The sequence below is a fragment of the Flavobacterium psychraquaticum genome, from assembly GCF_034497725.1.
GTDB classification, from domain to species: domain Bacteria; phylum Bacteroidota; class Bacteroidia; order Flavobacteriales; family Flavobacteriaceae; genus Flavobacterium; species Flavobacterium psychraquaticum.
This window is the reverse complement of the sequence record NZ_JAXKVR010000015.1, coordinates 1-19,211: the sequence shown is the minus strand read 5'-3', so window position 1 is coordinate 19,211 and position 19,211 is coordinate 1. Positions and strand designations below refer to the sequence as shown.

At 32.7% G+C, this 19,211-nt stretch carries 18 protein-coding genes; 15 read left to right on the top strand and 3 right to left on the bottom strand.

Features of this window, described 5'->3' with window-relative positions; translation table 11 throughout:
- Positions 1-1,261: 1,261 nt before the first annotated feature.
- The gene (locus T1L09_RS00565) at positions 1,262-1,864 is read right to left on the bottom strand and encodes a DUF4294 domain-containing protein (protein ID WP_322548994.1); all 603 of its coding nucleotides are present in this window, start codon (positions 1,862-1,864) and stop codon (positions 1,262-1,264) included.
- Positions 1,865-2,056: 192 nt separating this feature from the next.
- Between T1L09_RS00565 and T1L09_RS00560 the strand changes: the two genes are divergently transcribed.
- The 5 genes from T1L09_RS00560 (at position 2,057) to T1L09_RS00540 (ending at position 6,105) form a co-directional block, all read left to right on the top strand.
- On the top strand, positions 2,057-3,145 hold the full coding sequence (locus T1L09_RS00560) for a M42 family metallopeptidase (protein WP_322548993.1): 1,089 nt from the start codon (positions 2,057-2,059) through the stop codon (positions 3,143-3,145).
- Positions 3,146-3,280: 135 nt separating this feature from the next.
- A complete protein-coding gene (locus tag T1L09_RS00555; RefSeq protein ID WP_322548992.1) occupies positions 3,281-3,832 on the top strand; it encodes an RNA polymerase sigma factor in 552 nt (183 codons plus the stop codon).
- Entirely contained in the window at positions 3,822-4,346 is a 525-nt protein-coding gene (locus T1L09_RS00550; protein WP_322548991.1) for an anti-sigma factor, read from the top strand. The genes T1L09_RS00555 and T1L09_RS00550 overlap by 11 nt, the downstream gene beginning before the upstream one ends.
- Positions 4,330-5,382, top strand: a complete 1,053-nt coding sequence (locus tag T1L09_RS00545; protein WP_322548990.1) for a hypothetical protein — start codon at positions 4,330-4,332, stop codon at positions 5,380-5,382. Before T1L09_RS00550 ends, T1L09_RS00545 begins: the two co-directional genes overlap by 17 nt.
- A 3-nt stretch (positions 5,383-5,385) precedes the next feature.
- Complete coding sequence (locus T1L09_RS00540) at positions 5,386-6,105, top strand: head GIN domain-containing protein (protein ID WP_322548989.1); 720 nt, start codon at positions 5,386-5,388, stop codon at positions 6,103-6,105.
- Between the two features lie 58 nt (positions 6,106-6,163).
- Here the strand turns inward: T1L09_RS00540 and T1L09_RS00535 are convergent, their stop codons facing one another.
- Together T1L09_RS00535 and T1L09_RS00530 are read right to left on the bottom strand one after the other, a co-directional pair.
- Positions 6,164-7,114 (bottom strand): phosphoribosylaminoimidazolesuccinocarboxamide synthase, encoded by a 951-nt coding sequence (locus T1L09_RS00535; RefSeq protein ID WP_322548988.1) that lies wholly within the window; start codon positions 7,112-7,114, stop codon positions 6,164-6,166.
- 114 nt (positions 7,115-7,228) lie between these two features.
- Positions 7,229-8,182, bottom strand: a complete 954-nt coding sequence (locus T1L09_RS00530; RefSeq protein WP_322548987.1) for a PhoH family protein — start codon at positions 8,180-8,182, stop codon at positions 7,229-7,231.
- A 106-nt stretch (positions 8,183-8,288) separates the two neighbouring features.
- Here T1L09_RS00530 and T1L09_RS00525 point away from each other — a divergent pair, with 106 nt between their 5' ends.
- The 10 genes from T1L09_RS00525 to T1L09_RS00480 all read left to right on the top strand — a co-directional run bounded on the left by T1L09_RS00525 (position 8,289) and on the right by T1L09_RS00480 (position 18,979).
- Positions 8,289-9,119 carry an SAM hydrolase/SAM-dependent halogenase family protein gene (locus T1L09_RS00525; RefSeq protein ID WP_322548986.1) on the top strand — a complete coding sequence of 277 codons (831 nt, stop codon included), beginning with the start codon at positions 8,289-8,291 and terminating at the stop codon, positions 9,117-9,119.
- Between the two features lie 4 nt (positions 9,120-9,123).
- A complete protein-coding gene (locus tag T1L09_RS00520; protein ID WP_322548985.1) occupies positions 9,124-9,420 on the top strand; it encodes a putative quinol monooxygenase in 297 nt (98 codons plus the stop codon).
- Positions 9,421-9,463: 43 nt separating this feature from the next.
- Positions 9,464-10,189 (top strand): gliding motility-associated ABC transporter permease subunit GldF, encoded by a 726-nt coding sequence (gene gldF / locus T1L09_RS00515; protein ID WP_322548984.1) that lies wholly within the window; start codon positions 9,464-9,466, stop codon positions 10,187-10,189.
- On the top strand, positions 10,189-11,871 hold the full coding sequence (gene gldG, locus T1L09_RS00510) for a gliding motility-associated ABC transporter substrate-binding protein GldG (RefSeq protein WP_322548983.1): 1,683 nt from the start codon (positions 10,189-10,191) through the stop codon (positions 11,869-11,871). Before gldF ends, gldG begins: the two co-directional genes overlap by 1 nt.
- An 87-nt stretch (positions 11,872-11,958) precedes the next feature.
- Positions 11,959-13,077 (top strand): DNA polymerase III subunit beta, encoded by a 1,119-nt coding sequence (gene dnaN, locus T1L09_RS00505; protein ID WP_322548995.1) that lies wholly within the window; start codon positions 11,959-11,961, stop codon positions 13,075-13,077.
- A gap of 661 nt (positions 13,078-13,738) precedes the next feature.
- Complete coding sequence (mnmE, locus tag T1L09_RS00500) at positions 13,739-15,178, top strand: tRNA uridine-5-carboxymethylaminomethyl(34) synthesis GTPase MnmE (RefSeq protein WP_322548982.1); 1,440 nt, start codon at positions 13,739-13,741, stop codon at positions 15,176-15,178.
- Between the two features lie 148 nt (positions 15,179-15,326).
- The gene (locus T1L09_RS00495) at positions 15,327-16,457 is read left to right on the top strand and encodes a tyrosine-type recombinase/integrase (RefSeq protein ID WP_322548981.1); all 1,131 of its coding nucleotides are present in this window, start codon (positions 15,327-15,329) and stop codon (positions 16,455-16,457) included.
- A gap of 3 nt (positions 16,458-16,460) precedes the next feature.
- A complete protein-coding gene (locus T1L09_RS00490; protein WP_322548980.1) occupies positions 16,461-17,297 on the top strand; it encodes a hypothetical protein in 837 nt (278 codons plus the stop codon).
- 103 nt (positions 17,298-17,400) lie between these two features.
- A complete protein-coding gene (locus tag T1L09_RS00485; RefSeq protein ID WP_322548979.1) occupies positions 17,401-17,691 on the top strand; it encodes a helix-turn-helix transcriptional regulator in 291 nt (96 codons plus the stop codon).
- Positions 17,692-17,785: 94 nt separating this feature from the next.
- Positions 17,786-18,979 carry a VapE domain-containing protein gene (locus tag T1L09_RS00480; RefSeq protein WP_322548978.1) on the top strand — a complete coding sequence of 398 codons (1,194 nt, stop codon included), beginning with the start codon at positions 17,786-17,788 and terminating at the stop codon, positions 18,977-18,979.
- Positions 18,980-19,211 lie beyond the last annotated feature (232 nt).

Sequence of the window (19,211 nt, the reverse complement as noted above, 5' to 3'; positions counted from 1 at the left end):
TCTTATTTTCAACTTCAAATCTTAATGTGATAAATCACATCAGTACTTAAAGTTGTGCTGTCAATTCAATATGTCTATGAACGTGTCATTCTTTTTTTATTCGCCTCTCATTCGATTAGCGGGTGCAAAAGTACAACTCTTTTTTAATCTGGCAAGCTTTTTTGAAAAAAAATTATTTTTTTTTTCTAAATCACTAACCCAGTATTTTTAAGAACTTGCAATCCCGTTTCTCTCGTTACGGGTCGGCAAAGATACAACCTTTATTTCCTATTATCCAAATCTATTTTTAACTTTTTTGAAAGTTTTTTTTAGCCTTGTTTAATCCTCAATATGTGTCTGAACTTCTTCTCTAATGCGGGTGCAAAAGTAGAAAAATATTTCGCACTCACAAGCCTTTTAGTACTTTATTTTTAATCTTTTTTAACCCGTTGCCTTAACTCTCTGATAACAAGAAGTTAATATACAAAAGTTTTTTTGAAGTTTTTTTATGTTTGCATCATAAAGAAGCAATCTTTGTGATCTATTGCTCGTAGCACATAAGCCCACTCCTATTCAAATTAGTTGTGTCAATTTAAAAATAAAAGCAATTTTGTTGAAAATCGTCGTTTTTGGTTGCTTTTACACAATTCTAGCCGTGAAGCTTTTTAGCATTTTTATTTTAATGCAGATTTAAATTATGGAATTACGCTTGATTTTGGTTGTTTCGAAAAATCAATCCTTATATATAGGTGTGAATTTTACTATTATATTTAAAACACGCTTTTATTGTTTCTTAAATGGGAAGGAATTTAATTCCCAAGATTGGATTTGAAAGAAGCGCTCCTTATATCTAGGTGTATATTTTATCATAATATTTAAAGTACGGTTATATTGTTTCTTAAATGGAAAGTAATTTAGTCCCTAAGTTAGAATTTGAGAGAAGCTCTCCTTATATATAGGTCTGGAAAAAACGAGATACTGAAACGATTTCCGAAGGATCGGGATTGCAGGATAAGGATTGGCGAAATGGTTGGGGAAATTTACTCCTTATATATAGGACTAGGAATTGAGACGCTGAAACGAGTCCCGAAATATCGGGATAGCAGGACAAAGTTTGGAAGGAAAGTGAATTGAAAAAATACTAGTGTATTATAGCCCCGATGGAAGTGGCATCCTTTTTAGAAAAACAGCAGGTTCAAAAACCTGGTGGGTTTGTAAAAAGATAGAACGCACAGCGGGACGGATGGTCTTATGAAATCCTAAATGTGTGCTGCTGGAAATACTACTCTTCTTTAATTTCTTGCTTTGGCTTGGTCTTCTTTGACCAATAATTATTTAAGACAGTAAAGTCGATTGGTGTTTTAGCTTCTTGTTTTATCAATTGTTTTAACTCGAAGGCGGTATCCAACATTCCTTCAATATGATAATCTTCCATTATATCATAAGGTTTGTATTCCGTTTTAAGATTAATATCAAACATTTGTGCTGCTGAATTTGCCCAAAAAGCCTTCCAGCCGCTTTTATATTCTTTAATTAAATCAAAAGTGGAGGTTCCGGTTTGTCTGTGAATTAATTTTACTAATATCTGTCCGTCTTTACGCGATAATTTTTTTAAACGCGGTTCAAATTCTTCTGCTAAATATTTTTCTACAATCTTGAAGTATTTCTTTTTATCTCTATCATTTTTTAACTTCGCCATTGTGGCATTCATATTCGTTAATTTATCTGCTGTAAGTTTTGCATACGGATAAACTCTGAAGATACGTCTCTTCAAAATTAATTTAGCTTTTCGTTCTTCGTCGTTAAATGTAGTTACGCCATCAGGGGAAACAATAATTTCTCGCAATTCCATAGAATATATCATAGACGAATCCTGAGCGGTCATAATTAGGGTATCCTTTTTCGTTTGTGAAACGGAATAACAACTAAAAAATAGAAATAGAAAGCACGAAAAATTTATCTTAAACATATATTTTAACTTGACTAAAAAATGATAGTATCAAAAAGTAATCCAAAAATATCGAATTTTTATGTAATTCTGCATAGTTATTTCTAATTTAGCAAAAAAATATTTGAAATGAGTACGAAATCGATATTAAAAGAGTCCTCAATGACTTTTTTGGAAAATTATTTGAACAATGCTTCTCCAACCGGTTATGAAGCTGAAGGCCAAAAGCTTTGGATGGAATATTTAAAACCGTATGTGGATACTTTTATGACAGACACTTATGGAAGTGCAGTAGGAATTATTAATCCGGATGCGCCTTTCAAGGTTGTCATCGAAGGTCATGCTGACGAAATTTCGTGGTATGTGAATTATATTACAGATGAAGGATTAATATATGTGATTAGAAACGGTGGAAGTGATCACATGATTGCACCTTCTAAACGCGTAAATATACATACTAAAAAAGGAATTGTAAGAGGTGTTTTTGGTTGGCCCGCAATTCACACTCGAAATAGAGATAAAGAAGAAGCTGCAAAAATTAGTAATATCTTCATTGATTGTGGTTGCTCGACTAAAGCTGAAGTAGAAGCTTTAGGCGTTCACGTAGGTTGTGTGATAACTTATCCTGACAATTTTGAGATTTTAAACAACGATAAATTTGTTTGTAGAGCGATTGATAACCGCATGGGTGGTTTTATGATTGCCGAAGTTGCTCGTTTACTAAAAGAAAATAAGAAAACGTTGCCGTTTGGCTTGTACATAGTGAATTCGGTGCAGGAAGAAATTGGATTACGTGGTGCTGAAATGATTACGCAAACCATCAAACCGAACGTTGCTATTATTACCGATGTCTGCCACGATACCAATACGCCAATGATTGATAAGAAAATTGAGGGTGATTTGAAAATGGGAAAAGGACCGGTTATTGCTTACGCTCCAGCTACTCAAAATGTTTTGAGAGAGATGATTGTTGATACAGCAGTTGCAAATGATATTCCGTTCCAACGTCACGCTTCTTCAAGAGCGACTGGCACTGATACGGATGCTTTTGCTTATAGTAATGGTGGAGTTCCATCGGCATTGATTTCACTTCCTTTGCGTTATATGCATACGACTGTGGAAATGGTTCACAGAGATGACGTGGAAAATGTGATCAAATTGATCTATGAAACTTTATTGAAATTAGAGAATAATCACGATTTTTCTTACTTTAAATAATATATAATTGCGAAAAGCTTTTCTAAAATCCGAATTTAACCGTTCGGATTTTTTATTTTTATGAAAATATTTTTACCAAACTGTAACATAATGAAAATTGTGTTGTCTTTTGTGTAGATGAATTAACTAATCAACTTGAAAAATCAAAATTCGGAAATAGCTTTTTTGCTTCAGCAATGTAAAGAGCACAATAAGAAAGCACAACTTGCGATCTATAATCAATATTATAGTGCGATGTTTAATGTGGCTTTTAGAATTGTGAACGATAAAACATTGGCCGAAGAAGTAATGCAAGACGGATTTTTGAGTGCTTTTACGAAATTGGATTCGTATAGTGGTACTGTAACATTTGGTGCTTGGTTGAAGAAAATCGTAGTGAACCGAAGTATTAATGAATTAAAGAAAAATTCGAATTATCACACGGAAAGTCTGAATGAGAATTTTGAGTTGGTTGACCCAAATGACGAAGAATCGTTAGCCGTAAATTCATTAAAAGCCGAACAAGTTTTGAAAATTATGCAAGGCTTAAAGCCGAATTATAAAGTTATTTTGACTTTGTTTTTTATTGAAGGGTATGATTTAGAAGAGATTTCAGGCATTTTGAATATCTCGAATGAAAATTGTAGAACGATTATGAGTAGAGCAAAAGAAAGTTTAAGAAAAAAAGCGAATGAATATGGAGCATAAAAATATAAAAGAATTGTTTGAAGGAACTACAAACTGGGATTTCGAAAATCCGGAAAGTGGCCACGAAAAGCGATTTTCAGAAAAGTTAAACGTTGCTCAGCCGAAGAAAAGAAATTGGGTTCCGTTATCGCTTGTGGCTTCCTTATTTTTGAGTTTTGGGGTTTTGATGTATTTCTATTCGAATTTTCAGCAACAAGAAATTCAGTTATCACCACAAGTTCAGGAAACGCAGGATTATTTTTCGTCGGTTATTCAGTCGGAGTTGAAAAATTTAAAAGAGCAGAAAAATCCGATGACTACAGTTTTGATTACGGATGCACTGCAAGAAATGAAAAAATTAGAAGCCGATTATGAAAAACTGAAAAAAGAAATAGCAAAAAATGGGGAAAACAAGCAAGTAGTCTTTGCAATGATTACCAATATGCAAACTCGAATTTCCTTTTTGCAACAAGTTATGGAACAAGTAGAACACCTCAATAATTTTAATACCGATACAAATGAAAACCACTTATAAACTCTTATTCTTACTAATTTTAATTCCGAAATTGATCTGGGCTTATGACGAGAAAAAGGCTTTCAACAAAGAAAAATCGCTTTCTAAAACTTACGAAGTAAATGCGGATGCTTTATTAAATGTAACTAATAAATACGGTGCAATAAATGTGTATTTGTGGGATGAAAATAAAATTTCAATTCAAGTAAACATTGCTGTTTCTGGAAATAAAGAGGACAAAGTCAATGAACTTTTGAAAGCAATTGATGTGAATTTTAAAGGAAATTCGAGTAAAGTTTCAGCGACTACCGAATTAAATACTAAAAACGGAAGTGGCAATAATATTAGTTACGAAATTAATTATGTGGTAAAAATACCAAGAAACGGAAGCATTGATTTAGTAAATAAATACGGAAACATCGCCATTGACAAATTAAATGGTAGTTCAATAATTGAATGCAAATATGGAAGTTTGACTTTAGGCCAATTCACTAATAAATCAAACACTATAACTTTGGCTTATTCGCCCAGCACAACGATCAATTCCATTGATAAATTGAGTTTAAAAAGTCAGTATTCGACTGTTGAAATTGGGAAAGCCAATCAATTAAGTGTTAATGGAAATTATAATACTTTCGCATTTCAAACTATTGAAAATTTAAATATTGCTTCAAATTATACCAAGATAAAAGCCACTTCGCTTACTAAATCGACTATAAATGGAAACTACCTGACTGTGAAATTAGGCGAAATTAAAAATGCAACTGCAATCAATTCGAATTATAGCGATATTTATTTGAATGCAAATTCGAAAACAAATTCAATCTTGATTGATGGCAATTATACCCATTCAAAAATTGCTTGTGCTTCCGACTTTGCTTTTGATTTTGCAATTGCTATGAATTATGGTTCTTTTAAAGATAATTTAGGTGTAAAATACACTGATAAAACGGAAAAAGGTACTTCGAAATCTTATTCAGGTTATCATTTAAGCCAAGGGAAATCAAAAATTAATATAAATACCAATTACGGATCTGTTCAACTAATAACTAAATAAATTATGAAAAAACTAGCTTTAACACTTGTATTATTGTGCTTCACGTTTGCCAATGCACAAAAAAAGAATAACCGAAGAATTAAGGAAAGTGGCGTTCAAACTACTCAGAATCGCACCACTGAAACTTACGATGCAATTAATGCGGGCGGTTCTTTTAAAGTCGTATTAGTTTCGGGAAAAGAAGGAACTATTACAATCCAAGGTGATGAGAATATTATCACTCACATTGTAACAGAAGTCAAGAATAATGAATTGCATATTTACTTCGAGAAGAATTTAAGCATTACTTATCGTTCGGAAATAACCATAACGGTTCCAGTTGAAACAATCAGCGGAATTACATTTGCAGGTTCAGGCGATATTGTTTCAAAAACGACATTAAATGCTACAAACTTTAATGTGAAATTATCCGGATCAGGTGATGTTGACATCGATGTAAACGCTACGAAAATAACTGCTTCATTATCAGGTTCTGGTGATATTAATATTTCAGGAAAAACAACAGAGTTAGAAGCTAAAGTTGTGGGTTCTGGCGATATTGATTGTGGAAAATTAGTTTCTGAAAATGCAACGGTAGCTGTTTCAGGTTCAGGCGATTTAAAAGTGAATTGCACCAATAATTTAGAAGCAAAAGTAACCGGAAGTGGTACTGTAAAATACAAAAATAAACCTGCAACTATGAACAAAACTGTAGCAGGTTCGGGTGAGATTATTGCGTATTAAATTAAAAAGGTTAGTTATAAAAAAAATCCCAAATCAGTTGATTTGGGATTTTTGTGTTTTATCTGTTTTGAAGGTAATCTAAAACATTTTTTTCGATGCGTTCGTTGATGTTTGAAATATCAGCTTTAACGAATTTCTCTCCCAATATATTTTCGTACAATTCAATATAACGTTCTGAAACCGTTTCGATATATGCGTCTGTCATGTCTGGAATTTGTTGACCCTCTTTTCCTTGAAAACCGTTTTCAATTAACCAACGGCGTACAAATTCTTTAGACAATTGTTTTTGTTCTTCCTTATTATCTTGACGGTCTTGATATCCTTCTGAATAAAAATAACGGGAAGAATCAGGTGTGTGAATTTCGTCAATTAAAACGATTACGCCCTCTTTCGTTTTTCCGAATTCGTATTTTGTATCTACTAAAATTAAACCGCGAGATAAAGCAATTTCAGTTCCTCTTTGGTATAAAGCTCTAGTATATTTTTCTAAAACGAGGTAATCTTCTTCGGAAACAATTCCATTTGCTAGAATCGCTTCACGCGAAATATCTTCGTCATGCGAACCGTTGTCAGCTTTTGTTGTTGGAGTAATTATGGGTGTTGGAAATTTATCATTTTCTTTCAATCCTTCTGGCATCGAAACACCACAAATCATTCTTTTACCTTCGGCATATTCACGAGCGGCGTGACCTGATAAATAACCTCTGATTACCATTTCCACTTTAAAAGGTTCGCACAAATGCCCGACAGCTACGCTTGGATCTGGCGTTGCAATTAACCAATTCGGAACAATATCCGAAGTCAACTCCATAAATTTAGTAGCAATCTGATTTAAGATTTGACCTTTGTAAGGAATTCCTTTAGGTAAAACCACATCAAAAGCTGAAAGACGATCGGTAGCCACCATTACTAATAAATCGTCATTGATGTTATAAACTTCTCTAACTTTTCCACGATAAACTGATTTTTGACCTGGAAAATTGAAGTCGGTAGTGGTAATTGTATTCATTTGTTGTGTTGTTGTTTTATTCCGCTACGCTCCATACAGTTCGGCTCGCCTCGGGTGTGTTGCGCAAAAGTAAAAAAAAGACGCTAGTAAAGCGTCTTTTTCGTTAAAATATTTTTACTCAATGTTTTCAATACTTTTATAAGCTTCGATGATTTTTCCTACCAAACGATGTCTAACTATATCTTTATCATCAAGATAAATTATACCAACACCTTCTACATCTTTTAAGATTAAAATGGCCTCTTTCAATCCCGAAATGGTTCTTCTTGGCAAATCTACTTGTCCGGGATCACCCGTAATCATAAATTTAGCGTTTTTTCCCATTCTAGTAAGGAACATTTTCATTTGCGAATGCGTTGTATTTTGTGCTTCGTCTAAAATTACGAAAGCATTATCCAACGTTCTACCGCGCATAAAAGCCAAAGGTGCAATTTGAATAATTCCCTTCAAGATATAATCTTCTAACGATTGAGGCGGTAACATATCGCGCAAAGCATCATATAAAGGTTGCATATACGGATCAAGTTTTTCCTTCATATCGCCTGGAAGAAATCCTAAATTCTCACCTGCTTCAACTGCCGGTCTGGTTAATATGATTCGCTTTACTTGTTTCTCTTTTAAAGCTTTCACCGCCATGGCAACGCCCGTGTAAGTTTTACCTGTTCCGGCGGGACCAATAGCAAAAACCATATCGTTTTTATTAATGGAATCCACTAACTTTTGTTGGTTTGGCGTTATGGCTTTAATTAGCTTTCCTCCTATTCCGTGCACTAAAATTTTATCTCTATCATGCATTTGTTGCGCATCGTTTTGATGACTTGCTTCTAAAACTCTTAGAATCACATTGTCATCAATACTATTATAACGCGTGAAATGTTGCATCAATCTTTTGAAACGGGTTTCAAATTCATCCAAAATGGCTGCTTCGCCAAAAGCTTTCAAAGTGGTGCCTCTAGCTACAATTTTTAATTTCGGATAATACTTTTTAATAGTTTCAAGATGAGCATCTTGTGCACCCCAAAAATCTTTTGGAGCAATGTCGATTAATTCTATGACTCTTTCGTTCAAAGGCTTTGTTTTTTTAATTATTTTTGAAACGCTAAAATTATAGTAGCTTTGCAATCAAATTTACTAAAAACAAGCGTTGCTTTCCAAATAAGTTATAAACAAAAAAATGTCAATAATTTCACTAACCACCGACTTTGGACACAAAGACTATTTCGTAGGCGCTTTGAAAGGCAAAATTTTATCTGAACATATAGAAGCAATCATTGTTGATATTTCACACGAAATTGACTTTTTTAATACGGTGGAAGCTAGTTATTGTATTGAAGCCTCGTACAATAGTTTTCCGAAAGGAACGATTCATATTATTGCTGTGGATAGCGAGCGTACGGAAGAAATTCAACATATTGCTATGCAATGGGACGATCATTATTTTATATGCGCAGATAATGGAATTCTAAGTGTGTTACTTCAAAAGAAATTAGCACAAAAAATGGTGTCAATTAATATTCATGACCGCTTGCAGAAAAACGCTAGCGATATGGACGTTTTTGCGGCTGTTGCCGGGCATATTTCCCGTGGTGGTTTGCTGAATGTTATTGGAAAAGAAATTTTCGAATTGAAACCAAAAAACACTTTTTCAACCGTACTTTCTAATGATTCGGAATCTTTAATTGGTCAAATTATTTATATTGATTCCTTCGGAAATTGCGTTACTAATATTTCGCAGAAACAATTCACTGATTTATCACGCAATAAATCCTTCGAAATAAAGGTCAAAAACAAAAAAATTACGCGTATTCATAGAAGTTATGCCGATTTTCCAATGGTTGATAATCGCACCATCAAAGATTATGAAGGTGATTTGTTAGCAATTTTTAATGAAAATGGTTTGTTAGAAATTGCTATTTATAAAAGTAATCCGAAAACAATTGGGGCTGCTTCTACTCTTTTGGGCTTGCGTTTTAGAGATTCTATTATTATCGAATTTAAAAATTAAAAAAATGTTTATAAGAATTGTAAAATTACGTTTTCACGAAGAGCATATTTCCACTTTTTTAGATAATTTTGAAGAAGTAAAACACTTGATTCGAAATTTTGAAGGCAATCGTTTTTTAGAATTGTATCAAGACAAAAATGACAACCGTATTTTCTTTACTTATAGCTATTGGGATAATGAAGAAGCTTTGGAAAATTACAGAAATTCCGAACTTTTCAAAGGGGTTTGGAGTTTTACAAAAAAATTATTCAGCGACAAACCAGAAGCTTGGAGCGTGGATCGATTAGCCACTTTAGACTAAAATTAGAAGTTATTATTCTTCTTAAAAAAATTAAACAAAACCAATGAAAGCACTATTATTAAGAGAAATTAAATCCTTTTTTGGTTCGCCAATAGGTTATTTAGTTATCGCTATTTTCCTTTTACTCAACGGCTTATTTCTTTGGGTTTTTGATGGCGATTTCAATATTTTAAATTCGGGATTTGCCGATATGGGTCCGTTTTTCAAATTAGCGCCTTGGATTTTAATCTTCTTAATTCCGGCGGTAACGATGCGAAGTTTTTCAGATGAAATCAAACAAGGAACGATTGAATTATTATTTACCAAACCCCTATCTAATTGGGACATCGTTAACGGGAAGTTTTTAGGAGCATTTATTTTAATCGTATTGGCATTAGTTCCTTCAATTATCTATGTTTTAACGATTTCGCACTTTGGAAATCCGCAGGGAAATATTGATATGGGAAGTACTTTAGGTTCGTATTTTGGGCTTTTATTTTTAATTGCTTCTTATACGGCGATTGGAATTTTCGCTTCCACACTTTCGGACAATCAAATTGTGGCTTTTATAGTTGCCGTATTTTGCTGTTTCTTTTTCTATTTTGGATTTGACGGAATTGCCTCGTTATTTGATACTTACAGTTCCACATTTGCTGCATTGGGAATGGATTATCATTTTAAAAGTATGAGTCGAGGCGTTTTAGATACTAGAGATATTATTTATTTCAGTAGTATTACTTTTCTGTTTTTATCGGCTACCGTTTATAAACTTAAAACGCTGAAATGGTAATGAAAAACAACAAACAACTTGCTTTAAAACAATTGGGAATTGTTTTTTTAGCCATCGTAGCCCTTAATTTCTTAAGTAATTTCTTTTTCAAACGTTTCGATTTAACGCAAGACAAACGCTACACTTTATCTGAAACTACTTTAAACATCATCAAAACGGTCGACAGTCCGTTGTATATTGACGTCTATTTAGAAGGAAATTTTCCGCCTGAATTTACACGCCTTCAAAACGAAACCAAGCAACTTTTAGAGGAATTTTCAGCTTATAATACCAACATTATTTTCCAATTCAAGAATCCAATTGAAAAGGAAGAAATGCGTGTGGAAGTTATGAAACAGTTCTACCAAAGAGGTATGCAACCGTTGAATATTACTGTTGAAGACAAAGGAAAACAGTCGCAAGAAGTTGTTTTTCCTTGGGCACAAGCCACCTATGGGGATAAATTTACTAAAGTAAGTTTGTTAAAAAATTTAATGGGTGCTTCTACGGAAGAAAAGGTAATTAGTTCGGTGCAACATTTAGAGTTTGGGTTTGCCGAAGCGATTACTAAAATCACCAAGGACAAAAAGAAGAAAATAGCCGTTATCAAAGGAAATGGCGAAATGCAAGATCCTTTTATTGCTGATTTCGTGAAATCGGTTCGTGAGAGTTATTACATTGGCACTTTCACTTTAGATTCAGTAGGAAAACAGCCCAATCAAACCTTAGAAGCTTTAAAAAAATATGATTTAGCCGTAATTGCCAAACCTACGGAAGCCTTTAGCGAGGAAGAGAAATTGGTTTTGGATCAATACATTATGAACGGTGGAAAAACCATTTGGATGGTTGATGCTGTTGCTGCGGATATGGATAGTTTATACAACGAAACCGGTACGATTCTAGCGGTAAATCGTGAACTGAATTTAACTGATATGTTTTTCAAATACGGCATTCGAATTAATCCTTTATTGGTGAAGGACGAATACGCGACACCTATTAAAATGGCTTCGGGAAATCAAGGTAGTGAAACCCAATTTCAAGAATATAAATGGCGTTTTTCACCTTTTGCTTATCCTACTTCGGTTCATCCGATTGTAAAAAATATGGAAGGCATCAAGTTTGAGTTTGCTTCGCCCATTGAATTGTTAAAAAACGACATCAAGAAAACGGTTTTATTGAGTTCGTCTGAATATTCAAAAACTGTGGGCACACCAACACCTATTTCATTGGACATCGTAACGGAAGAAACAACTCCGGAAGAATATCAAGGAAAAGGCTTGTTACCAATGGCTGTTTTATTGGAAGGCAAATTTAAATCGGCTTACCAAAATAGAGTGTTGCCGTTTGCCGATAAAAGTTTTCAGGCCGAAGGAAAAGAGAATAAAATGATTGTAATTTCTGATGGTGATGTAATTAAGAATCAATTAGACAAAGGAATGCCTTTAGAATTAGGCTTTGACAAGTTTACCAATCAATTATATGGTAACAAAGATTTCTTAATGAATTGTGTCAATTATTTGTTGGATGACAACGGACTTATTAACATCCGAAGTAAAGACGTTAATTTGCCTTTACTTAATAAGGAAGAAGTTTATAAAAATTATACGATGGCCCAACTGGTAACTGTCGGATTACCACTAGTTATCTTAGCACTTTTTGGATTTTTGTTCACATTCTTACGAAAAAGGAAATATAGTAAGTAGATGTTGATAATTTGTTTTTGCATTTGAGCAGAATTAGAATATATTTGTGAAATATAAAATCAAATAACGATTTTAAAATACAAGATGATGAAGTTTATAGTATCGAGTTCGTATTTATTAAAACAATTGCAAGTTTTAGGAAGTGTTATCAACAGTAGTAACACCTTACCAATTCTTGATAATTTCCTTTTTGAATTAGACAATAACCAATTAAAAGTTTCCGCTTCGGATTTAGAAACTACAATGACAGCGACTTTAGAAATTGATTCTACAAGTCAAGGAAGTGTAGCTATTCCTGCCAAACTATTATTAGATATTTTAAAAACATTTCCTGAGCAGCCGTTAACTTTTACAGTAGAAGAAAATTCAACTGTTGAAATTAGTTCAAATTCAGGAAAATATGCAATTGCTTATGCTCCTGGAGATGAGTTTCCAAAAGCAGTACAATTAGACGATCCTTCAAAAACATTAGTACCGGCTGAAGTATTAGCTACTGCGGTAAATAAAACGATTTTTGCTGCTGGAAACGATGATTTACGCCCTGTAATGAGTGGTGTTTTCTTTCAATTTTCACCAGAAGGATTAATTTTCGTAGCAACAGATGCACACAAATTAGTGAAATATGCTCGCACGGATGTAAAAGCATCGCAAGTAGCTGATTTTATTATGCCAAAAAAACCTTTAAACATTTTAAAAGGAATTTTAGGAGCTTCTGATTCTGAAATTTCTATTGAATATAATGATTCGAATGCAACATTTTCTTTTGAAAATTATGTATTGACTTGTCGTTTAATTGATGGAAAATATCCAAACTATGAAGCGGTAATTCCAAAAGAGAATCCAAATAAATTATTAATCAACAGAGTTCAGTTTTTAAACTCGGTTCGTCGTGTGGCGATTTTTGCTAACAAAACTACGCACCAAATTCGTTTGAAAATTGCTGGAACCGAATTGAACATTTCTGCAGAAGACATTGATTATTCTAACAAAGCAGACGAACGTTTGACTTGTGATTATCAAGGTGACGATATGCAAATTGGTTTCAACTCGCGTTTCTTAACTGAAATGTTGAATAATCTAACAAGTGACGAAATCCAATTAGAGATGTCAATGCCAAACCGAGCTGGAATTTTAACACCAGTAGATGGCTTAGACGAAGGGGAAACTGTTACGATGCTGGTTATGCCGGTAATGTTGAGTAATTAAAAAATTTAGAAATTAGAAGTTAGAATTTAGAATATTGCTTTCTAATCAGCTACTAATTCACAATATTCGATTTTACGGTTTCACAACTGAAGATCTTATGACCAAACCAAACTAACTTTAAAAACCACTAAGCTTTTGCGATAGTGGTTTTTTAATTTTTACTTAACCACAAAGGCACTAAGATTTCACAAAGTTCACAAGGAAAAAAAATAGTACTAAGCTTAACTCGTCTCAGCATCTTTTTTAAACATATAAGTCATATAAGTTTTTTAAATCTTTGTTGCAAAAAAATCCGTACCCATTTGCGTTGCGTAGCATCCGTCTCATCCGCGTGCCAACATATTGGCCATATAAGTTAAGCACAATGATTATAAAGATTTTTTAAATTTTTAAAATCTGTGTTGAAAAAAAATCCGTCAAAATCTGCGTTGCGTAGCATCCGTCTCATCCGCGTTCCATCATATAAGTCATATAAGTTAAGCACAAAGATTTTTAATTTTTTTTAAATTCCTCCAATCTGTGTTGCAAAAAAATCCGCCAACATCTGCGTTGCGTAGCATCCGTCTCATCCGCGTGCCATTCACAACGCGTGCCATACTTCCAAAAATGATCCACCACTATTGCATCTAATTTTCTATCTTTGCACTATTAAATGAAAATTATGATTCCACAAGAAACTATTGTTGCTTTAGCCACGCCTTCGGGAGCCGGAGCCATTGCTATTATTCGATTATCCGGAGCAGCCGCGATTTCAATTGCAGCTGAAGTATTTCAATCGGTTTCGGGAAAAGATATTACCAAACAGAAAACGCATACGCTTCACCTCGGACATATTATGGACCCTTCGACAAGCTCAGGACAGGCTGGAAAAATATATGACCAAGTCTTACTTTCTATTTTCAAAGGTCCGAATTCCTATACCGGTGAAAATGTGGTGGAGATTTCTTGTCACGGTTCCACCTTTATCCAACAGCAAATTATTCAATTATTACTTCGTAAGGGTTCGAAAATGGCCCAGCCTGGTGAATTTACCTTGCGAGCTTTTCTAAACGGCAAACTGGATTTATCACAAGCAGAAGCCGTTGCTGATCTGATTGCCTCCGATAACGAAGCATCGCACCAAATAGCTATGCAGCAAATGCGTGGTGGTTTTAGTAATGAAATAGCGAAACTTAGGGAAGAACTATTGAATTTCGCTTCTTTAATTGAATTGGAATTGGATTTTGCTGAAGAAGATGTCGAATTTGCCGACCGAACACAGTTTCACGAATTATTAGAACGCATTGAATTTGTATTGAAACGCCTAATTGATTCCTTCGCGGTTGGAAACGTGATTAAAAACGGAATTCCAGTAGCGATTGTGGGTGAACCGAATGTTGGAAAATCGACTTTATTGAATGCTTTATTGAATGAAGAACGTGCCATCGTTTCCGACATCGCCGGAACTACTCGCGATACGATTGAAGACGAATTAATCATCGAGGGAATGAGTTTCAGATTCATAGATACCGCTGGAATTCGTGAAACCAAAGATGTTGTGGAAAGCATTGGAATTCAGAAAACGTTTGAAAAAATTGAGCAAGCACAAGTTGTTTTACTTTTAGTTGACAGTTCTCAGTTGTCAGTTGACAGTCTGCCTAAAGTTAAAATCGAAATTGAGAAAATAAGAAACAAATTTCCAATTAAACCGCTTGTCATCGTTTTAAATAAAGTGGACACTTTAAGTGCCGAAAAGGCAAACGATTATATTACCCAATTAACGGATGCCCAACAGAAAACAGAAAACAGAAAACTGATAACCATCTCTGCCAAACAAAAAACAGGAATCGAAGAATTGAAAAACACCTTGCTTTCTTTTGTAAACACAGGAGCACTCCGTAATAATGAAACGATTGTAACTAACACGCGTCATTATGATTCGCTCTTAAAAGCATTAGAAGAAATCCAAAAAGTGAAATGGGGATTAGACTCCGGAATTTCATCGGATTTAATGGCGATTGATATTCGCCAGGCGTTGTTCCATTTTGGAGAAATTACGGGACAGGTTTCTAATGATGAATTGCTTGGGAATATTTTTGCTAATTTCTGTATCGGGAAATAATTTAACTTTTCTTTAGTTTCCTTTGCGTTCTTTTGCTTGACTGTCAATAAATTAAGGATATTTATACTTGTTTTTGATTTCTCATATGTATACATTTGTTTCATCTAATGTACACCTTCAAACAAAAAAGGTGTAAAAATGTACACCTATGAAAATTACACTTAAAAAGAAAAAACTAAAAAACGACAAGTACAGTCTATACATTGAATATTACAAAGGTTCACAATTAGACAAAAACGGAAAAAGAATTCATATAAGGGATTTTGAATATTTAAAACTTTATCTTCATCAAAATCCTAAAAATGCTACTGAAAAGAGAGAGAATAAAGAATCTGAAATAAATGCTGAAAAAATCTTCTTTATTAGAAAAGCAGAATTTTTTCAAGGGAAATTTGATATTAAAAACACCTCAAAATCAAAGAGATGTTTTCTCGATTTTTTCATTGAAAAAGCCGAAGAAAAAATTAATTCACCTAAAAACTATGGCAATTGGACTGCAACTTTAGTGCATTTAAAAAGATGTATAAATCCAAATTTACAATTTGAAGAAATTGATGAGAATTTTGTAAAAAAAGTTCGCAATTATTTTGACCAAGAAGCTAAAACTAAAAGTGACACCCCTTTATCATTAAACTCAAAATATTCATACTTCAATAAATTTAAAGCGAGTTTAAGAGCTGCTTTTGATGAAGGATACCTATCAATCAATTATGCATCAAAAGTAAAGTCATTTGAACAAGCTGAAAGTCAAAGAGAATATTTAACACATCAAGAATTGCAAGCTTTAGCAAGTACTAATTGCAAATACGAAGTTTTAAAAAAAGCGTTCATATTCTCATGTTTATGTGGTTTACGATGGTCTGATATTAACAAATTGGTTTGGTCTGAAGTACGAGATGAAGATGATGATGTTAGTAAATTAAATTTTATTCAGAAAAAAATTGATGGTGTCGAATATTTATACATTTCAAAACAAGCACGAAGATTATTGGATAAAAGACAACATCAATCTGAAAGAGTTTTTAAAGGTTTGAAATATGGAGCGGTTTACAACAGTGAAATTGTTCGTTGGTGTAACAGAGCTGGAATTTCAAAACACATCACTTTCCACAGTGCCAGACACACGAATGCAGTTCAATTACTTGAAAATGGAGCCGATATTTTTACGGTATCAAAACTATTGGGGCATAGAGAAATAAGAACAACAGCTATTTACGCTAAGATCGTTGACAAAAAAATGAAAGAAGCTGCTAACTTAATTCCTGAATTAAAATTTTAAAAAATGAAAAAAATAATAAATCAAAACAGAATTTGGATAATCTCTTTATTACTAATTTTCATTATCCATATTTACTTTTTTTACTCAGACAATACCTTTTTAGCTTACTATATTTTATCTTTAATTTTTATAAAATCTGTAATCTTAACCTACTTTATATCAAGGATAGTAATGTTGTACGTCAAGAACTTTATTTATTTCATGTTCAATTCAAGAAATAAATCTTATGATAAAATGGTTGAAAGACCAAGATTAGCTGTACACATTACATTATTACCCATAATATTATCATCAATTTTATTTTTTACTGATTCCTATTCCAAACTAAATGAAAATTATAATACTGAATTTTTCAAACAAGTAATTCTTATTTTCTTATTTTTAATTTCTTCAAGAATATTGATTTTAAGTTGGTCAGAAAGTTTTAAATCAAAAATTATTCCTAAAATTGAAAATAAACTTGATGAAATAAATTATGATTTTAAAATTGATTTAGAAAAAGTAGTTTTAGAAAAAACCTTTGACATACTAAAAGAAAATAATTTAATTAAAAATATAAACGATCTTGATGCAATCCCAAATAAAGAAAAGTTTGTTGATATTCTTATCTCTGGAAAATTACCCGAGGAAAAGGTGTTTAAATTAGAGTTAGACAATATTCAAACAAAATACTTATATGAAAAAATTAAAATAAATAGCAAATCATTAACACTTGGAAAATTTTTAAAGATTTTTGGCAATAAAAACGAGAATGCTAAGTCTAAAACAATTAGCTCTTCTAAAAGCAATTCTAAAATTGAAACCCCAAAAAATATTGAAATTTTAAATCAACTTTTTTAAAAGGTTAACATTTTAGAAAGAAAGATTAACATTGTTAATGTATCAACTTTTAAAATTCTGCAAATCCTTTCCTTTACTCTCATAATCTTAAAAAAAGACAGCAATGGAAAGCAACGACGTAATCTTGAAAAAGCTAAATCAATTAGAAATTTTAATTGTAAGCACGGCAAAACAAATTTTAACTGTAGAAGATTTAATTAACTACACAGGTTTCTCACGCAGTTATATTTACAAATTGGTTCATAAGAGCATACTACCTTACTCCAAACCAAATGGAAAAACACTATTCTTTCAAAAGAATGAAATTGACGAATGGTTATTACAAAATAAATCAAGCTCAATATCTCAATTAGAGCAAAAAGCGAATAGTTACACTACAACTTTCAGAAAGTAAAAAAGCACAATTGAATTCGCCGTTCAATTGTGCTTATATTTTGTATATCTCTTTGTATATCTGCGTTGCAAATATACAATAATTCTTTTATTGTATGAAAAACAAACCACAAAATTTGCTCTATCAGTCTGATATAGCATCAAATACCATATTTGATAGAATTATCAAATACATCAATTCTAAATATAGAATTCGGTTCAATACCATTTCTTTGGATTATGAGATAAATATCAATGGAAATGATAATTGGGAGTCGTTAAACCTTAATTCGCTCTTAATTGAGTTAACCAGGAACAACATAGAAACCAATTATAATAAGCTCGAAATTTTAATCAAATCGAACCTTATTGAACGATATGATCCCATCAAAGAATATTTTTTAGAGTTGCCAAAATGGAATAATCAAGTTGATTACATCAAAAAGCTTGCTTCTTATGTAAAAACTAATGATGATGAAGCATTTGCCTATCATTTGAAAAAATGGTTTGCGAGAGCGGTTATTTGTGCTTTTGAAAAAGATAAAATAAATAAACATTGCCTTGTTCTCGCAAATGGTGACCAACACGCTGGAAAATCAACCTATTTTCAAAAATTCATTCCAAAAAAGCTGTCTAATTACATTGCTGAAGATATTGGAACCGACAAGGATTCTCGGGTTAAGATGTGTAAGAACCTAATTATTAACCTGGAGGAATTATCTGTAATTGGAAAAACTGAAGTAAACTACTTGAAATCCCTAATCAGTAAGGTTTTCATTAATGAACGACTCCCGTACGAACGCAGAGCTGAGAACTTACCTCGTATTTGCTCATTTGTTGGTTCAACAAATATGGTCGATTTCCTTACTGATGAAACAGGTTCGGTTCGATGGATAATTTTTGATGTTATCGGAAGAATCGATTTTAATTACTCTAAAGAAATTGACATGGACGATGTGTGGTCACAATCATACTTTTTGGCTTATCATGACAAAAATTTTGAGCCGGAATTAACGCAACAGGATATTATTGATAATGAAAAGAGAAATGAAAAATATACCAGTCTGACAATTGAGCAAGAAATGGTAATTAAATACTTCGAAAAAACGGAGAATTTAATCTATTTCAATACATCAACTGAAATCATGACAAAACTAATTCCATTGGGATTAAAACTGAGCAGAGAGAAAATTGGTAAGGCACTGAGTGGTTTCAAATTTTCTAGGATAAAACATCCTCAAAAGCAAGTATATGGCTACTTGGCAAAGCCAAAGTTCAATATTAGTCCTGTTGAAATTATGAATAATTAGAAAATGTACTTACCTAACTTACCTACTTACCTAAACCCCTATAAAATAAGACTTTTTTTTAGGTAAGTATATATAATTTAACCTACCTATACTTACCTAAAAAACTCAGGTAGGTAGGTAAGTATTAGGTAATTTATAAAAATGTTGCGAACACTTGAATTTACTGGTTTAGGTAAGTAGGTAAGTAAAAATGGCAAATACTTAGATAAAACTAAAAATGAATATAGAAAAA